This window comes from Tissierellales bacterium (assembly GCA_025210965.1).
In the GTDB taxonomy this organism is placed as follows: domain Bacteria; phylum Bacillota; class Clostridia; order Tissierellales; family JAOAQY01; genus JAOAQY01.
In genome coordinates this window covers 1-14995 of sequence record JAOAQY010000095.1, presented here as the reverse complement: position 1 = coordinate 14995, position 14995 = coordinate 1, and the positions used below count along the sequence as shown (strand labels likewise).

General features: G+C 36.1%; 17 protein-coding genes and 1 tRNA gene. 15 read left to right on the top strand and 3 right to left on the bottom strand.

Annotation, left to right across the window (positions count from 1 at the left end; all coding sequences use genetic code 11):
* Both N4A40_07430 and N4A40_07425 read left to right on the top strand, forming a co-directional pair.
* Positions 1-661: hypothetical protein (locus tag N4A40_07430; protein MCT4661679.1), on the top strand; the 661-nt coding region annotated here is incomplete at its 5' end.
* Positions 661-1008 carry a RidA family protein gene (locus N4A40_07425; GenBank protein MCT4661678.1) on the top strand — a complete coding sequence of 116 codons (348 nt, stop codon included), beginning with the start codon at positions 661-663 and terminating at the stop codon, positions 1006-1008. The genes N4A40_07430 and N4A40_07425, both read left to right, overlap by 1 nt.
* Before the next feature lie 67 nt (positions 1009-1075).
* On the opposite strand, the gene N4A40_07420 is transcribed toward N4A40_07425, so the two are convergent.
* The 3 genes from N4A40_07420 to N4A40_07410 form a co-directional block, all read right to left on the bottom strand.
* Positions 1076-1693, bottom strand: coding sequence for a GNAT family N-acetyltransferase (locus N4A40_07420; protein ID MCT4661677.1), 618 nt, complete (start codon positions 1691-1693; stop codon positions 1076-1078).
* Positions 1694-3061, bottom strand: coding sequence for an APC family permease (locus N4A40_07415; protein ID MCT4661676.1), 1368 nt, complete (start codon positions 3059-3061; stop codon positions 1694-1696).
* A gap of 172 nt (positions 3062-3233) precedes the next feature.
* Positions 3234-3310, bottom strand: a tRNA-Pro gene (locus N4A40_07410).
* Positions 3311-3440: 130 nt separating this feature from the next.
* On the opposite strand from N4A40_07410, the gene plsY reads away from it, so the two are divergent.
* The 13 genes from plsY (at position 3441) to fabZ (ending at position 14736) form a co-directional block, all read left to right on the top strand.
* Positions 3441-4061, top strand: a complete 621-nt coding sequence (gene plsY, locus N4A40_07405; protein MCT4661675.1) for a glycerol-3-phosphate 1-O-acyltransferase PlsY — start codon at positions 3441-3443, stop codon at positions 4059-4061.
* A gap of 247 nt (positions 4062-4308) precedes the next feature.
* Positions 4309-5388, top strand: coding sequence for a nitronate monooxygenase (locus N4A40_07400; GenBank protein MCT4661674.1), 1080 nt, complete (start codon positions 4309-4311; stop codon positions 5386-5388).
* Between the two features lie 15 nt (positions 5389-5403).
* Positions 5404-5877: an acetyl-CoA carboxylase biotin carboxyl carrier protein gene (gene accB / locus N4A40_07395; protein MCT4661673.1), complete on the top strand. Its 474-nt coding sequence runs from the start codon at positions 5404-5406 to the stop codon at positions 5875-5877.
* 11 nt (positions 5878-5888) lie between these two features.
* A complete protein-coding gene (locus N4A40_07390) occupies positions 5889-7232 on the top strand; it encodes an acetyl-CoA carboxylase biotin carboxylase subunit (GenBank protein MCT4661672.1) in 1344 nt (447 codons plus the stop codon).
* 9 nt (positions 7233-7241) lie between these two features.
* Positions 7242-8105, top strand: coding sequence for an acetyl-CoA carboxylase, carboxyltransferase subunit beta (accD, locus tag N4A40_07385; protein ID MCT4661671.1), 864 nt, complete (start codon positions 7242-7244; stop codon positions 8103-8105).
* Positions 8106-8107: 2 nt separating this feature from the next.
* On the top strand, positions 8108-9064 hold the full coding sequence (locus N4A40_07380) for an acetyl-CoA carboxylase carboxyltransferase subunit alpha (GenBank protein ID MCT4661670.1): 957 nt from the start codon (positions 8108-8110) through the stop codon (positions 9062-9064).
* 1 nt (position 9065) lies between these two features.
* Positions 9066-10037, top strand: coding sequence for a ketoacyl-ACP synthase III (locus tag N4A40_07375; GenBank protein ID MCT4661669.1), 972 nt, complete (start codon positions 9066-9068; stop codon positions 10035-10037).
* Positions 10038-10091: 54 nt separating this feature from the next.
* Complete coding sequence (acpP, locus tag N4A40_07370; GenBank protein ID MCT4661668.1) at positions 10092-10316, top strand: acyl carrier protein; 225 nt, start codon at positions 10092-10094, stop codon at positions 10314-10316.
* 113 nt (positions 10317-10429) lie between these two features.
* Positions 10430-11365, top strand: coding sequence for an enoyl-[acyl-carrier-protein] reductase FabK (gene fabK / locus N4A40_07365; protein MCT4661667.1), 936 nt, complete (start codon positions 10430-10432; stop codon positions 11363-11365).
* A gap of 12 nt (positions 11366-11377) precedes the next feature.
* Positions 11378-12322, top strand: coding sequence for an ACP S-malonyltransferase (gene fabD / locus N4A40_07360; protein MCT4661666.1), 945 nt, complete (start codon positions 11378-11380; stop codon positions 12320-12322).
* Positions 12316-13056 carry a 3-oxoacyl-[acyl-carrier-protein] reductase gene (gene fabG, locus N4A40_07355; protein MCT4661665.1) on the top strand — a complete coding sequence of 247 codons (741 nt, stop codon included), beginning with the start codon at positions 12316-12318 and terminating at the stop codon, positions 13054-13056. Before fabD ends, fabG begins: the two co-directional genes overlap by 7 nt.
* 14 nt (positions 13057-13070) lie before the next feature.
* Positions 13071-14303 (top strand): beta-ketoacyl-ACP synthase II, encoded by a 1233-nt coding sequence (fabF, locus tag N4A40_07350; GenBank protein MCT4661664.1) that lies wholly within the window; start codon positions 13071-13073, stop codon positions 14301-14303.
* 1 nt (position 14304) lies between these two features.
* The gene (gene fabZ / locus N4A40_07345) at positions 14305-14736 is read left to right on the top strand and encodes a 3-hydroxyacyl-ACP dehydratase FabZ (GenBank protein MCT4661663.1); all 432 of its coding nucleotides are present in this window, start codon (positions 14305-14307) and stop codon (positions 14734-14736) included.
* Positions 14737-14995 lie beyond the last annotated feature (259 nt).

Genomic DNA, 14995 nt, shown 5'->3' with positions numbered 1-14995 from the left:
ATTTATATGGACTGGATTTTTGATAATGTACTCTATATTTGACGGTAATATTGATTCGATAAGAAATTTTTTCAGAGAGGATAACGGTATTGGATGGCAATATCTCATATCTATGGCTGTCATAACATTTGCAATGGCAGGAAATCCATTGTTGACAACTCCTATATCAAGAGCTGGTAAAAGTCTATTTGCTGAAAAGTATTTGCCTATAGATTTAGAGAATCAATTAAAAGGGAAGATGATAGTGAACCTAGAGGTGCTAGGAGCTATAATATTCGTATATGGTGTATTGGTATATTATTTAAGTTTAAATGTAATATTATCAATATTTGTAGTACTTACTAGTTTTTTGCTCATAGTAGCACTTAGCTTTAGAGGATTAGAGGTCGATTTAGCAGCGCCTAATTTATACTGGGAGAACGAACAAGAACTTAGAAAAGGCAATTTTTCAGGTGTTGGGATGATGTTTCTCTTTGAGTTATTGACTGGAGGAGCGGTGTTAGTTGGTTATATTCTGAGTTTATTTACTGAGCTTAGCTTAATCTATGGTGTCATTTTGTTTTTGATAGTATACGGTGCTATGATATACTATCAGAAGAAGAATTTTTATAAATACTCAATAAAACGATTTAGAGAGATACTAGAGGAGGAATCACATTGATGATAGAAAGACAAGAAACAACAGCTAGAATGAGTAGAATAGTAAAACACGGCGGAGTAGCTTATTTTTGTGGTCAAGTTGCAAAAGACTACGATGCAGATATCAAAGAGCAAACAAGAACTACTCTAGAGAAAATAGAAGAATTGCTTGAAAAAGCAGGTTCTGATAAAACAAAGATATTGAGCACAACTATTTATATCAAGGATATGGAAATGTTTGCAGGAATGAACGAAGTGTGGGATGCATGGGTTTTAGAAGGTCATGCACCGGCTAGAGCTTGCGTACAAGCTACTATGGCTCGTCCAGAGATATTAGTTGAAATTTCGATGACTTGTGCGTGTGATTAATTAAAGTCTAGAGTAAAATGAAAAAGGTTTCTGATCTAAATTTTAGAGCAGAAACCTTTTTGTATTATTAGAGTAGCTTTGTGACTAACTCTCCGTATTGATAATCTAAGACACCTTTAAATGGAGTTTTATTATCGTATTCGTAAGTAGTTACATCTATTTGGGATACAGATTGAAAATCAAATTTAGATTTGAATAATTTTTGAGATTTTGGATTTGTACAAAATACCATAATTTGCTCATATCCACTATCTATTAATTTTGATATAGAATGCGAAACTAAATTGCGACCTATACCATTTCGGTGATAAGACTTAGAAATCGCAATCATTTCTATATGAGCAGATTTTTCTTTCATATTAAAACATCCAATTTTATAAAGCTTTTCTTCAAAATCAAAAATAGTTAGAAGTTCTGGTGTTTCACTGTTTACCAAATTTATTGAAACAGGAGCTTGATTTTCATCTCGTATTAGAATCAATCCTATTATTTTTTCTTCATGCACTGCTATTTTTGATAAACCTTGTTCTTGTAGATTTTCAAGTAATCGGCTGCATAGATTGTAAAATCTTGAAGGAGCTATATTTAGTGAATTAGTAAGAGGCTCTTCGGTGAGAAATGACTCGCACAAAAATTTAGCAGCGTAGTGTATATGTGATTGATTCAAATCTTTATATATTATCATTTAAGCCACCTCATCTAAAATTTTTGACATTTGTACTGGAGTAAAAAGAGATGTTTTCATCACGAACTTTATCCATATTATGGCGTATATTGCCACAATGGATATACAAATACCTGCGTACTTGTATATAGTTGGAGCTAGTTCTGGTGTAGGCGCACAATTAAAAAATACATATATCATTCCTAATGAACCGAATAATTGTGGCATGGGAAACAATGGTGATTTATAAGGTCTGGTATGATGTGGATAATCCTTACGCAATTTTATTAAACTAAAATGTGCGATTACATATGTTGCAAGCCAGCTAGTACTAGCTGCAATGAGTAGAGTGATGACTTGCTCTATTGAAGAAGTCATTCCTATCATAGGAATAAGAGCTAATAAAAATAAGCTAAGTATAGCAAATACTGGTGTTTTAAATTTGGGGTGAATATAGCCTATAAAGCTAGGCAATTGACCAGATTTAGACATGCCGTACATCATCCTAGGTATTGAGGACATTATTGAATTTATTGTGCTACTGCTAGCCGAAATACAAACTATAAGCATTATACTAGATCCAAACGAGCCTAAAATTTCATTTATTAATTTGAAATGAGGCATTTGGGAAGATAATATAATATCTTGGGGGAGAAATTTTATAGCTGTGAGCCCAAACAACGTGTAGAGTACAAAAATTATTATCATCCCTATGGTCATAGCACGTGGTATGTGTTTTTGAGGGTTTATAGATTCCTCCGAGAGAGAACAAATAAATTCTGCACCAAGAAATGCCCAAAGTGCAAGACTTACTAAAGAAAAAGCATTTGAAATACTTATAGAACTCATAGACAGTGAGTTCAAGTCATTACTTTCAGGACTAGTTCCCGTAAAATATTGAATGCCTATCAGAGCCAAAACTGCAATCATTGAAAAAGAAAATACATTTTGAAATTTTGAGAAAAAATCTATTCCAAATATATTCATAGCAGTTACTATAATCAATAAAACTAAGCCTAGATGAGGAATGTTTACATGAAATACTTCAAATATTCCAGATTGAAGAAGTTGTAATTCAGCAGGAATACCTAAAACACTTACAACTACATATCCGCAAAGAGTTGCTACAATTGAGGGGAAATGTCCTAGTGCAACCTGAGAATAGGCATTGATACCACCGGCTTTGGGCATCATTAATGATAATTCTGAAAAAGTACATATGTAGCAAAAAGACAATAATGCTGCAATTGAAAGAGCTATGATGAAATCTGTTTGTCCGAGAGCTATACCTTGCATAACAGATACAAGTGTGCCCTGTGATACAACTATTCCAACAGCAGCTGCAAGTAGGGAGGAGAAACCTAATATTTTTTTGAATTCTTTTTCCATGATAAAATCATCCTTTCTGATAATATAACTGTGTTAAATTTGTCGCGGGTTTAATAATAGCATATAAATAAAATAAATTCAATAAAAAAATCGAATTTATTAAAAAAAAGAATGACCATGGATAAATTAAGAAACAAAAAAAGACATTTTCTAAAAATAGAAAATGTCCATGTGGTCGGAGTGACAGGATTTGAACCTGCGACCCCAAGTCCCCCAGACTTGTGCGCTACCGAACTGCGCCACACCCCGCTGACACCAATATTATAACGTGATTTACAGTAAAAGTAAATACTCTAACTTCAATTTGTGAAAAACCCATAAATTAGGGTATAATATAGAAGAAAAAATCAAAAATTATGTGCAGATAAGGAGATAAATTATGAATTTGATTATTGCAATAACGATAGGTTATGCCCTCGGCAATATAATGACAGCATATATATTGGGACGATTAAAGGGGATAGATATCAGAGAAGAGGGAACAAAGAATGTAGGAGCATCAAATGCAGTTGTTGTAATGGGATGGCCATATGGAGTTATAACTTGGGCTGTAGACATATTAAAAGCGGCAATTGCTGTATGGATAGTTCAGAGCATTATGCCGGATATGAGGGATCTTCAAGTTATAGCAGGATTTAGTGCAGTTATAGGTCATTTATATCCAGTGATACTAAAATTTAGAGGAGGTAAGGGTGCATCTTCTATATTTGGAATGATGTTAGGAGTAAATTGGAAAGTGGCAATAATTATGGCTGTCACATTGATACTAATTACATTGATTACAGACTATATAGCACTTGGAACTATAGCTATGTTTAGTATAGTACTCATATACTTTATATTTTGGGGATATGGATTTGGTCCTATAACAATAGCATCTGTATTTTTAGCATTGGTTATATATAAGCATAGAGGAAATATAGACAGGATACTAAAAGGTGAGGAACTTGGGCTCAGAGCAACTAGAAAAATAAACAAAGATAGAGCAAAAAATAAGTAGTGAAATGGTTATTTTACGATAATTTCATATTTTTTATACAAATGTACCGATGGCGCTTGTCATCGGTTTTTTAGTACCATAAAAGCTAAAAAAATATAAAAAAATCATCAAAATATTTGACAATCAAAGTAATCTGTATTATACTTTGACCATCAAAACATTTGAGAGACGCAATTTAAGTTAGACAAATTATATGCTAGACAAAAGAAATTAGATTTGTCAAATTGAAATATAAGGGGCGATTGAGATGGCGATACCATCTTTAAATTTTGGAAAAAAACAGACTGAAGTACCAATTATTCAAGGTGGTATGGGGATAGGAATATCACTTTCATCATTAGCAGGAGCGGTTGCAAATGCTGGCGGTGTTGGAATCATATCAGGAGCACAGGTAGGATATAGAGAAGATGATTTTAGAAAAAATCCAGATACTGCTAATCAAAGAGCATTATCAAAGGAAATAAAAAAGGCAAGAACAATCAGTCCAGAGGGAATAATCGGCGTGAACTTTTTGACGGCGATGAACAACTACGGAGATATGGTGAAGCAAGCTGTAAAAGATGGAGCTGACGTCATCATAAGTGGTGCAGGCTTGCCTTTTGATTTGCCTAAATATGTAAAGGGATCAAAGACATCGATAGTACCAATAGTATCATCGGCGAAAGCAGCAAAAGTAATCGTTCGAAAGTGGCTTAGAGATTATAACTATTTTCCAGATGCATTCATAATAGAGGGACCGGAAGCTGGTGGTCATTTGGGATTTGACAAAGAAACGCTTTTAGATGATGAAAAGAAATCAGGTCTTTTGGAGCAGGCGTTAGTTAAAGTCAAAGAAATCATAGCACCATTTGAAGAGAAGCAAGGTCAGAAGATTCCAATTATAGTTGCAGGTGGAATTTTTACAGGAGAAGATATAGCTCGCTTCTTGAAAAAAGGTGCAGATGGAGTTCAAATGGCAACTAGATTTGTAGCGACAGAAGAATGTGATGCTAGTGATGAATTCAAGCAGGCATATATAAATGCTAAAGCAGAGGATGTAGCTATAGTAAAAAGTCCAGTAGGTCTTCCTGGAAGAGCTATTAGAAATGAATTTGTAAAAGCTATAGAAGCAGGCCCAGTTAAGGTAAAGCATTGCTATAGATGTCTTAAAGAATGTGTGGCAAATAAAACACCTTATTGCATAACGGATGCACTTATAGATGCAGTTGAAGGAAGACTTGAAACAGGTCTTATATTTGCAGGAAGCCAGGTTGGTAGAGTAACTAAAATGATGAAGGTTCAAGAACTTATAGATGAGCTAAAATCAGATTTAAATAAAGCATGGTAGAAAGGAACGTGACCTATGTATAAAGTAGATGAACTTAAAGCTCTTATTCAAGCATTTAAAGAAGGCGGATTGACAGAGCTAGATTTAAAAGATAGAGATTTTGAATTAACTCTAAAAAAAGAATGTCAAAATATAGCAGTTCAGACTGTATCACCTCAGGTAACAGCTGAGAGAATAGTACAGGTAGAGCCAGAAAGAATTGCAGAGAACATTGTAAAGGAAGAGGCGGTAGCTCAAGTAATTGAAGAGATACCTGGGAATATAGTTGAATCGCCAATAGTTGGAACTTTTTATTCTGCGGCAAATCCAGATTCAGAGCCGTTTGCTAAAATTGGTCAAATGGTCAAAAAAGGCGATGTACTATGTATAGTAGAAGCTATGAAATTAATGAATGAAATAGAAGCAGAGTATGATGGTGAGATTGTAGAGATTTATGTAGAAAATGAAGAGATGGTAGAATTTGGCCAGCCTTTATTCAAGATCAGATAAGGAGAAAGCTTATGTTTAACAAAGTATTGATAGCGAACAGAGGTGAAATTGCAGTTCGAATAATAAGAGCATGTATAGAACTTGGTATTCAAACTGTTGCAGTTTACTCAGAAGCAGATTCAGAAGCATTGCATGTACAATTAGCAGATGAAGCTGTTTGCATAGGACCAGGAAAAGTAGCTGATAGCTATTTGAATATGCAAAATATCATAAGTGCTACGGTACTTACTGGAGCAGAGGCGATTCACCCAGGCTTTGGATTTTTGTCTGAAAATGCTCGATTTGCAGAGATGTGTGAGGCATGTCAGATACAATTTATTGGTCCTACAGGGGAAATGATAGATCAAATGGGAAATAAATCCAAAGCTAGAGAGATAATGATGGCAAATGATGTGCCGGTAGTTCCAGGATCAGATGGGGCAGTTGCAGATGAAAATGAAGCACTTAGACTAGCTGAGGAAATAGGGTACCCAGTTATGATAAAGGCATCTGCTGGTGGCGGCGGAAGAGGAATGAGAATTGCTCATGGTGAAGATGATTTCTTGAAAGCATTTAATGCTGCTAGAGGAGAAGCTAGAGTAGCATTTGGTGATGATACTGTGTACTTAGAAAAATTCGTAGAAAATCCAAGACATATAGAGATTCAAATATTGGCAGATCATCATGGTAATGTGATTCATTTAGGCGAAAGAGATTGCTCTGCCCAAAGAAGACACCAAAAAGTATTGGAAGAATCTCCATCTAGTTTGATAGATGATGATACTAGAAAGGCAATGGGAGATGCGGCAGTCAAAGCAGCTAAGGCTGTTTCGTATAGAAATGCAGGAACTATAGAATTTTTGGTAGATAAATATTTGAATTTTTACTTCATAGAGATGAACACTAGAATTCAAGTAGAGCATCCTGTAACAGAGATGGTAACAGGTATAGATTTGATACAGCAACAATTAAAAATAGCATCAGGAGAGGTACTTGATATAAAGCAAGATGACATAGAGCAAAGAGGGCATGCTATAGAGTGCAGAATAAATGCAGAAGACCCTACACTAGATTTTAGACCATGTCCGGGACTTATAGAAGGGCTTCACCTTCCAGGAGGATTGGGTGTGAGAATAGATAGTGCTATATATCAGGGATACAAGGTGCCAGCACTTTACGATTCAATGCTTGCAAAGCTCATAGTTCATGCAGACACGAGAGAAGAAGCTAGAGCAAGAATGTTGAGGGCATTAGATGAATTTATAGTTCAGGGAATAGAAACTAATATAGAATTTCAAAAAGAATTGCTTACAGATCATAGATTTGTATCGGGAAACTTTGATACTAGCTTGATAGCATCTATGCAGAAAGGTTAGGCGGATATTATGAGTATATTTAAAAAGAAAAAATACGCTAAAGTAACTATACCAAAGCCAGAAGAGGCTAAAGTAAACAAACAACCGGCTATACCAGATGGAACGTGGCTTAAATGTCCGGATTGTGATGATGTAGTTTATATAGAGGATTTGAAAAAGAACTCTCATGTATGCCCTAAATGTCAAAAGCATATGAGAATAGGACCGAGAGAGAGAATAAATCAACTTTGTAGTGAAGGTGATTTTGTAGAGTATTTTTCAAACATCAAAAGTTTGAATCCATTAGACTATCCAGATTATGAGACTAAAATAGAGAAAAATGCACAGAAGGCTGATTCAGATGAAGCAGTAGTTTGTGGAGAAATAAGTATTGGTAGCAACAAATCGATGATTGCAATAATGGACAGCAAATTTATGATGGGAAGTATGGGATCGGTAGTTGGAGAGAAACTTACTAGAACCATAGAGACTGCTACAGAAAAGAAACTTCCAGTTATAATATTTACAGCATCTGGAGGAGCGAGAATGCAAGAAGGGATTTTCTCCCTGATGCAAATGGCAAAGACAAGTGCTGCGATAAAGAGACATAGCGAAGCAGGGTTATTAACAATTACTGTTCTTACAGATCCAACAACTGGAGGAGTTACAGCAAGTTTTGCGATGCTTGGAGATATAATACTTGCAGAGCCAAAAGCTCTGATTGCATTTGCAGGACCTAGAGTTATAGAACAAACAATAAGACAAAAACTTCCAGAGGGATTCCAAAGAGCAGAATTCTTACTAGAACATGGTTTTGTAGATAGAATAGTACACAGATCAGATATGAAGAATACTCTTGCAAGAGTACTTGATTTACACAAAGGAGGGTGCTAAAAATGACAACTTCAAAAGAAGAGATGATATTGGCCCTCGAAACAAAAATAGATGAATTAGCTCAATTTTCTATAGATCACGATGTAAATTTATCTAAAGAGATTGCAGAGCTAAATTATAAGTTGACCAAAATGAAAAAAGAGATATATGAAAATTTGACAGCATGGGAAAGAGTTCAACTTGCTAGACATTCCCAAAGACCTACGACTATGGATTATATAGAAGCCATATTTGATGATTTTTTAGAACTTCATGGAGATAGACTTTTTGGAGATGATTCTGCTGTAGTTGGTGGAATTGCTAAATTTAAAGGTATGCCTGTCACAGTAATAGGTCAGCAAAAAGGAAGAGACACAAAAGAAAATATATCTAGAAATTTTGGCATGATGCATCCAGAAGGATACAGAAAAGCACTTAGACTTATGAAACAAGCTGAAAAATTCAAAAGACCTATAATCTGCTTCATAGATACCCCCGGTGCATATTGTGGACTTGGTGCAGAAGAGAGAGGTCAGGGCGAAGCTATAGCCAAAAACCTGATGGAGATGGCAGGAATAAAAGTACCTATAATAGCCATAGTAATAGGTGAAGGCGGTAGTGGTGGAGCTTTGGCACTTGGAGTTGGAGATAGGATATTCATGCTAGAAAATGCTATCTACTCTGTTTTATCACCAGAGGGATTTGCAAGTATACTTTGGAAAGACAGTACACAGGCAAGCAAAGCAGCTGGGCTTATGAAGATTACAGCAAGAGACTTGAAAAAATTTCACATAATATCAGATGTTATAGCAGAGCCACTAGGAGGAGCACATAAGGACTTCAGTGAAACTGCTCTAAATATAAAGACAAGTATCAAAGAATCACTAGATGAATTATTGACCAAAAATGAAGATGAATTGCTTAATGAACGATATAATCAATTCAGACGCATGGGTGTATTCATGGAAGAGGAGGCATAATATGACTAAGGCGACGATATTAGGCACAGGCAGTTATAGACCAGAGCGTATTGTGACCAATTTCGATTTAGAGAAAATTGTCGAAACAAATGACGAATGGATTCAAAGCCGTACAGGTATAGAAACGCGTCATGTATCAACTGGCGAAAATACATCAGATTTAGCATATGAGGCAGCTATAAAAGCACTTGAGAGTTCAAAACTTTCTCCAGAAGAATTGGACCTCATAATAGTTGCAACTATTACGCCAGATCATTTCATGCCATCGACTGCATGTTTGCTTCAAAAAAGACTAGGGGCAAAAAATGCAACTGCATTTGATCTTAGTGCTGCTTGTAGTGGACTGGTATTTGGAATAGATGTTGGTACACAATTCATAGAATCGGGAAGACACAAGCACATACTTGTTGTCGGATCTGAGGTTATGAGTAAGGCTGTAAACTGGCAAGATAGAAATACCTGTGTATTATTTGGGGATGGAGCTGGAGCTGTAATACTCGGACCATCTAAGAATGATAGAGGGATAAAGGCAATATATACAGGAAGTGATGGGGATGTCGAGAATTATTTAGCTCTTACAGCTAGACCAGTTGACAATTTCCTAAACAAAGAAGAAGAAAAAAAGCATTATCTGACTATGGATGGACAAGAAATATTTAAATTTGCAGTTAGAATAATGAGAAAAGGACTTAAGGAAGTCGTAAGCCGTGCAGGTAAGACACTTGATGATGTGAGCTATATAGTACCTCATCAGGCTAATTCTAGAATAATAGACTTAGTAGCGACGAAGATGAAATTTTCATCAGACAAATTTTATTTAAACTTAAAAAATGTAGGAAACACCTCATCTGCGAGTATTGGACTTGCACTAGATGAGCTTATGCACTCTGGAAAGTTAGAACATGGTCAAGACATTGTACTTATGGGATTTGGCGGTGGACTTACTTGGGGAGTAATATATATAGAATACTAGATATTTTAAATAGCAGAAATTATAATTTTGAAAATTCAAAGGAGGAAACATATTATGTTAGAAAAAGTAAAAGAGATTTTAGTAGACGAATTAGGTGTAGAGGAAGAAGAAGTAACACTAGAGGCTAGCATCGTTGATGATTTAGATGCAGATTCATTGGACATGGCTCAAGTAGTTATGGCATTGGAAGATGAGTTTGATGTAAAGGTAGCTAATGAAGATCTACCAAATATCAAAACAGTTAAAGATATAGTTGACTATATCGAAAAAAACCAATAGAAAATTAAATAAAAGGTCCTAATTTTAGGAATTAGGACCTTTTAAATAACAAGTCAAAGAAACACTTCAAAGAAATAGCGAGAACTATAACGCTTTGATGATGGAGGGAAACGATGAAATCAAAAATAACAGACTTACTTAATATAGACTACCCAATTTTTCAAGGAGGAATGGCTTGGATTTCTGATGCATCACTAGCAGCAGCAGTATCAAATGCAGGTGGACTTGGAATCATAGCAGCAGGAAATGCCCCTAGCGATTGGGTGAGGGAAGAAATAAAAAAAGCGAAAAACTTGACAGACCGACCATTTGGCGTAAATATCATGCTTCTTAGTCCATTTATAAAAGATGTGGCACAGGTAGTTATAGAAGAGGGTGTGAATATAGTCGTAACAGGTGCGGGAGATCCAAGTGCTTACATAGATGCCTGGTTAGAAGCAGGGATAAAAGTGATTCCAGTCGTTCCGTCAGTAGCACTTGCAAAGCGAATGGAGAGAATTGGAGCAACAGCAATTATAGCCGAAGGCGGTGAAGCTGGAGGGCACATAGGTGAATTAAATACAATGACACTTATACCGCAAGTAGCAGATGCAGTTGAGATTCCTGTAATAGCAGCAGGAGGAATAGCTGATGGTAGAGGAATGCTTGCTGTAGAAGCACTTGGAGCCTGTGGTGTTCAGCTTGGAACACGTTTTTTAGTAGCGGAAGAATGTACTGTTCATGAGAACTATAAGGAAAAAATACTAAAGGCGAAAGATATAGATACTCTAGTTACAGGTAGACCAACAGGACACCCTGTTAGAGTTCTTAAAAATAAATTGGCAAGACAATACAAGAAGTTAGACAAGAATCCAACGGATTTAGAAGCTTATGAAGAGCTTGGAAGAGGCGCACTTTACAAAGCGGCTAAAGAGGGCGATGTAGCTATGGGTTCCATAATGGCGGGGCAGAGTGCCGGTATGGTAAAGAAAGCTCAAAGCGCAAAAGAGATAATATTAGATTTGATGGAAGATTACGATAGAATAAAAACTATTATATTTAATAGATAATGAGGTGAAACTATGGGAAAGATAGCATTTGTTTTTTCAGGACAGGGTGCTCAATATGTAGGTATGGGAAAAGAGTTAGCAGAGCAATATGAAGTAGCTAAAAATATATTTGAAAAAGCTGATAAAGCACTAGAATTAGATGTTCAAGGACTTTGTTTCAATGGTCCAGAAGAGGATTTAAATAGAACGGAGAATACTCAGCCAGCGATACTCACAACTAGTATAGCTATACTTGAGATACTAAAGGAAAAAGGACTAAAGGCAGATGTCTATGCTGGACTTAGTTTGGGAGAGTACACAGCACACGTAGCGGCTGGGACTTTAGAATTTGAAGATGCAGTTAGATTAGTGAAAAAACGAGGTAGATACATGCAAGAAGCTGTACCAGAAGGAAAAGGTACTATGGCAGCTATAATAGGACTTGAAGAAGAGAGTGTAGCTGAAATCATAAAAAAAGCTTCAGTACATGGAATCATAGAAGGTGCTAACTACAATTGCCCTGGGCAAATAGTAGTTGGAGGCGAGGTAGATGCGGTTAAATCATCTATAAAACTTGCTGAAGAAGCTGGCGCAAAGATGGCAGTACAGCTAAAAGTTAGTGCACCATTTCATACATCTATGCTAAAACCAGCGGCGGACAGATTAAGTGAAGCGTTAGAAAGCGTAGAGTTAAATGATGGAGCAGAGCCAGTTATAAGCAATGTAACAGCTGATTATATAGATTCAAAAGAGTCAGTTAAAACATTACTTATAGATCAGGTTAAATCATCTGTACTTTGGGAAGCTTCAGTAAACAAAATGATAGAAGATGGCGTTGATACATTCATTGAAATAGGACCAGGAAAGGTTTTAAGTGGATTTATCAAAAAGATAAATAGAAAACTAAACATTTACAATGTTGAAAACTTAAAGACATTAGAAAAGACGCTAAACAAATTGGAGGTAGAAGTATGTTAAAGGGAAAGACAGCGATAGTAACAGGTGGAAGCAGGGGTATTGGGAAAGCTATAGCAATGACATTAGCAAAGCAAGGAGCTAATATAGTTATCAATTATAGAAGCAGAAGTGAGGAAGCTGAAAATACACTTGAAGAAATCAAAGCTCTAGGTGTAGAGACATTACTAGTTCAAGCTGATATAAGTAAGTTTGAGCAAGCAGAAAACCTTATAAAACAGACAAAAGAGCAGTTTGGAAGTGTTGATATATTAGTAAATAATGCTGGAATTACTCAGGATAATTTGATGATGAGAATGACAGAAGAGGAATTTGACAACGTTATAGCGGTTAATCTTAAGGGAACATTTAACTGCATAAGACATGTAGCTAAGATTATGTCGAAGCAAAAATCAGGAAGAATAATTAATCTATCTTCAGTATCGGGACTTGCGGGAAATATAGGTCAGATAAATTACGCAGCATCTAAATCTGGTGTGATAGGAATGACAAAAACAGCAGCTAGAGAACTTGCTAAAAAAGGAGTTACTGTAAATGCGATAGCGCCAGGATTTATAGAGACAGAGATGACAGGTGTACTTAGTGAAGATGTGAAAAAACAGATATTGTCGCAAATTCCGCTTAAGAGAATGGGTTCGGTAAATGAAATTGCAGGAGCGGTATTGTTCTTAGCGTCAGAGGCAGGAGCGTATGTTACAGGACAGACACTTACTGTTGATGGCGGTATGACGATGTAAGGAGGAAATATACTATGAAAAGAGTAGTAATTACTGGAATGGGTGCACTTACACCTGTTGGAAATGATACAGAAACTTATTGGGAAAGTTTAAAAAAAGGAAACTTAGGAATAGATTTCATAAAGCGTTTCGATACAAAAGATCATGATGCGAAAATCGCAGCAGAATTAAAAGATTTCAATCCAAAAGATTTTTTAGATAGAAAAGAAATAAAACGTCTAGACCCAGTATCACAATACGCACTTGTAAGCGTTATGGAAGCTGCAAAAGATGCAGATCTCGACATGGAAAAGATAAATCCAGAGAGAGTAGGAGTACTATTTGGAAGTGGTATCGGTGGTATAGACACTATAGAATCACAAGCTATTCGTCTTCATGAAAGAGGACCAAGTAGAGTTAGCCCATTTTTTATCCCGATGGGTATAGTAAATATGGCGGCAGGAAATATTGCCATAAAAGTAGGAGCAAAAGGAGTGTGCACGAGTATAGTAACAGCTTGTGCTACATCGACTAATGCTATAGGGGAGGCCTTCAAGATCATTCAGACTGGAAGGGCAGATATCATGGTATCGGGAGGTGCAGAAGCTTCTATTACCCCATTGTCAATCGCAGGATTTTCATCTATGTCAGCTTTGAGTCAAGCTGACCATCCTTCAGAAGCTTCGACACCTTTTGATTTGAATAGAAGTGGGTTCGTTATGGGAGAGGGCGCAGGAACGCTTATCCTAGAAGAACTAGAACACGCACAAAAAAGAGGTGCAAAGATTTATGCAGAACTAGTTGGTTATGGGGCAACTTGCGATGCGCATCATATTACAGCACCAGCACCAGGAGGAGAAGGTGGAGCTAGAGCTATGAAAGAAGCATTAGCAGATGCAAACATAGGAGCAGAATCTATTGATTACATCAATGCTCATGGAACTAGTACACCTTATAATGACAAACTAGAAACAGCAGCTATAAAAACAGTATTTGGAGAAGATACTAAGGTAGCTATAAGCTCAACAAAGTCTATGACAGGACATTTATTAGGAGCAGCAGGAGCAATAGAAGCTATAGCATGCATCAAAGCATTGCAAGAAAATTTTGTACCGGGAACAATCGGATACAAAACTCCAGACCCAGAGTGTGATTTAGATTATGTACCAAATGAAGGAAGAGAAATGGAAGTAAAATATGCACTTTCAAACTCACTTGGATTTGGTGGACACAATGCAACTATCATTCTCAAAAAGTGGGAGGCATAATATGGCACTTTTAAACACAAAGGAAATACAAGAGATAATACCACATAGATATCCATTTTTATTGATAGATACTATCGAAGAATTAGAGCCAGGCGTTAGAGCTGTTGGTAAAAAAAATGTAACTATAAACGAATACTTTTTTCAAGGTCATTTCCCAGAAGAACCAGTAATGCCAGGTGTACTCATGATAGAAGCACTAGCACAGGTTGGTGCAGTAGCTATGCTTAGTTTAGATGAGCACAAAGGCAAGATTGCATATTTTGGTGGAATAAAGAAAGCTAAATTCAAGAGAAAAGTAGTTCCAGGAGACACACTTATACTAGAAACAGAGATAATTCAATCTAGAGGAAGTGTAGGAATTGGAAAGGCAACAGCTAAAGTAGATGGAAAAGTTGCTGTAATAGCAGAGCTTACATTTGCAATAGGAGAATAAAAAGTTAAATCCTCAGGGAAATATATTTTTAGAGATAAGTACTTTAAAAATACAAATGCCCTGAGGATTTTTTATTTACACTAGTAATTAATGATGAGTTTATTGATAACACCTATTTTGTTTTAAATCAAAAGCGAATAAATATTTCTTTATAGGGTACTTATAGAAACAAGTCGGTTTCGTAGTGGAAGAAAATAAGTAGGGGGCTTATTGTTCTGAATCTGATGCGAGAAAAATCTTAATAGCAGTAAAAAAATGT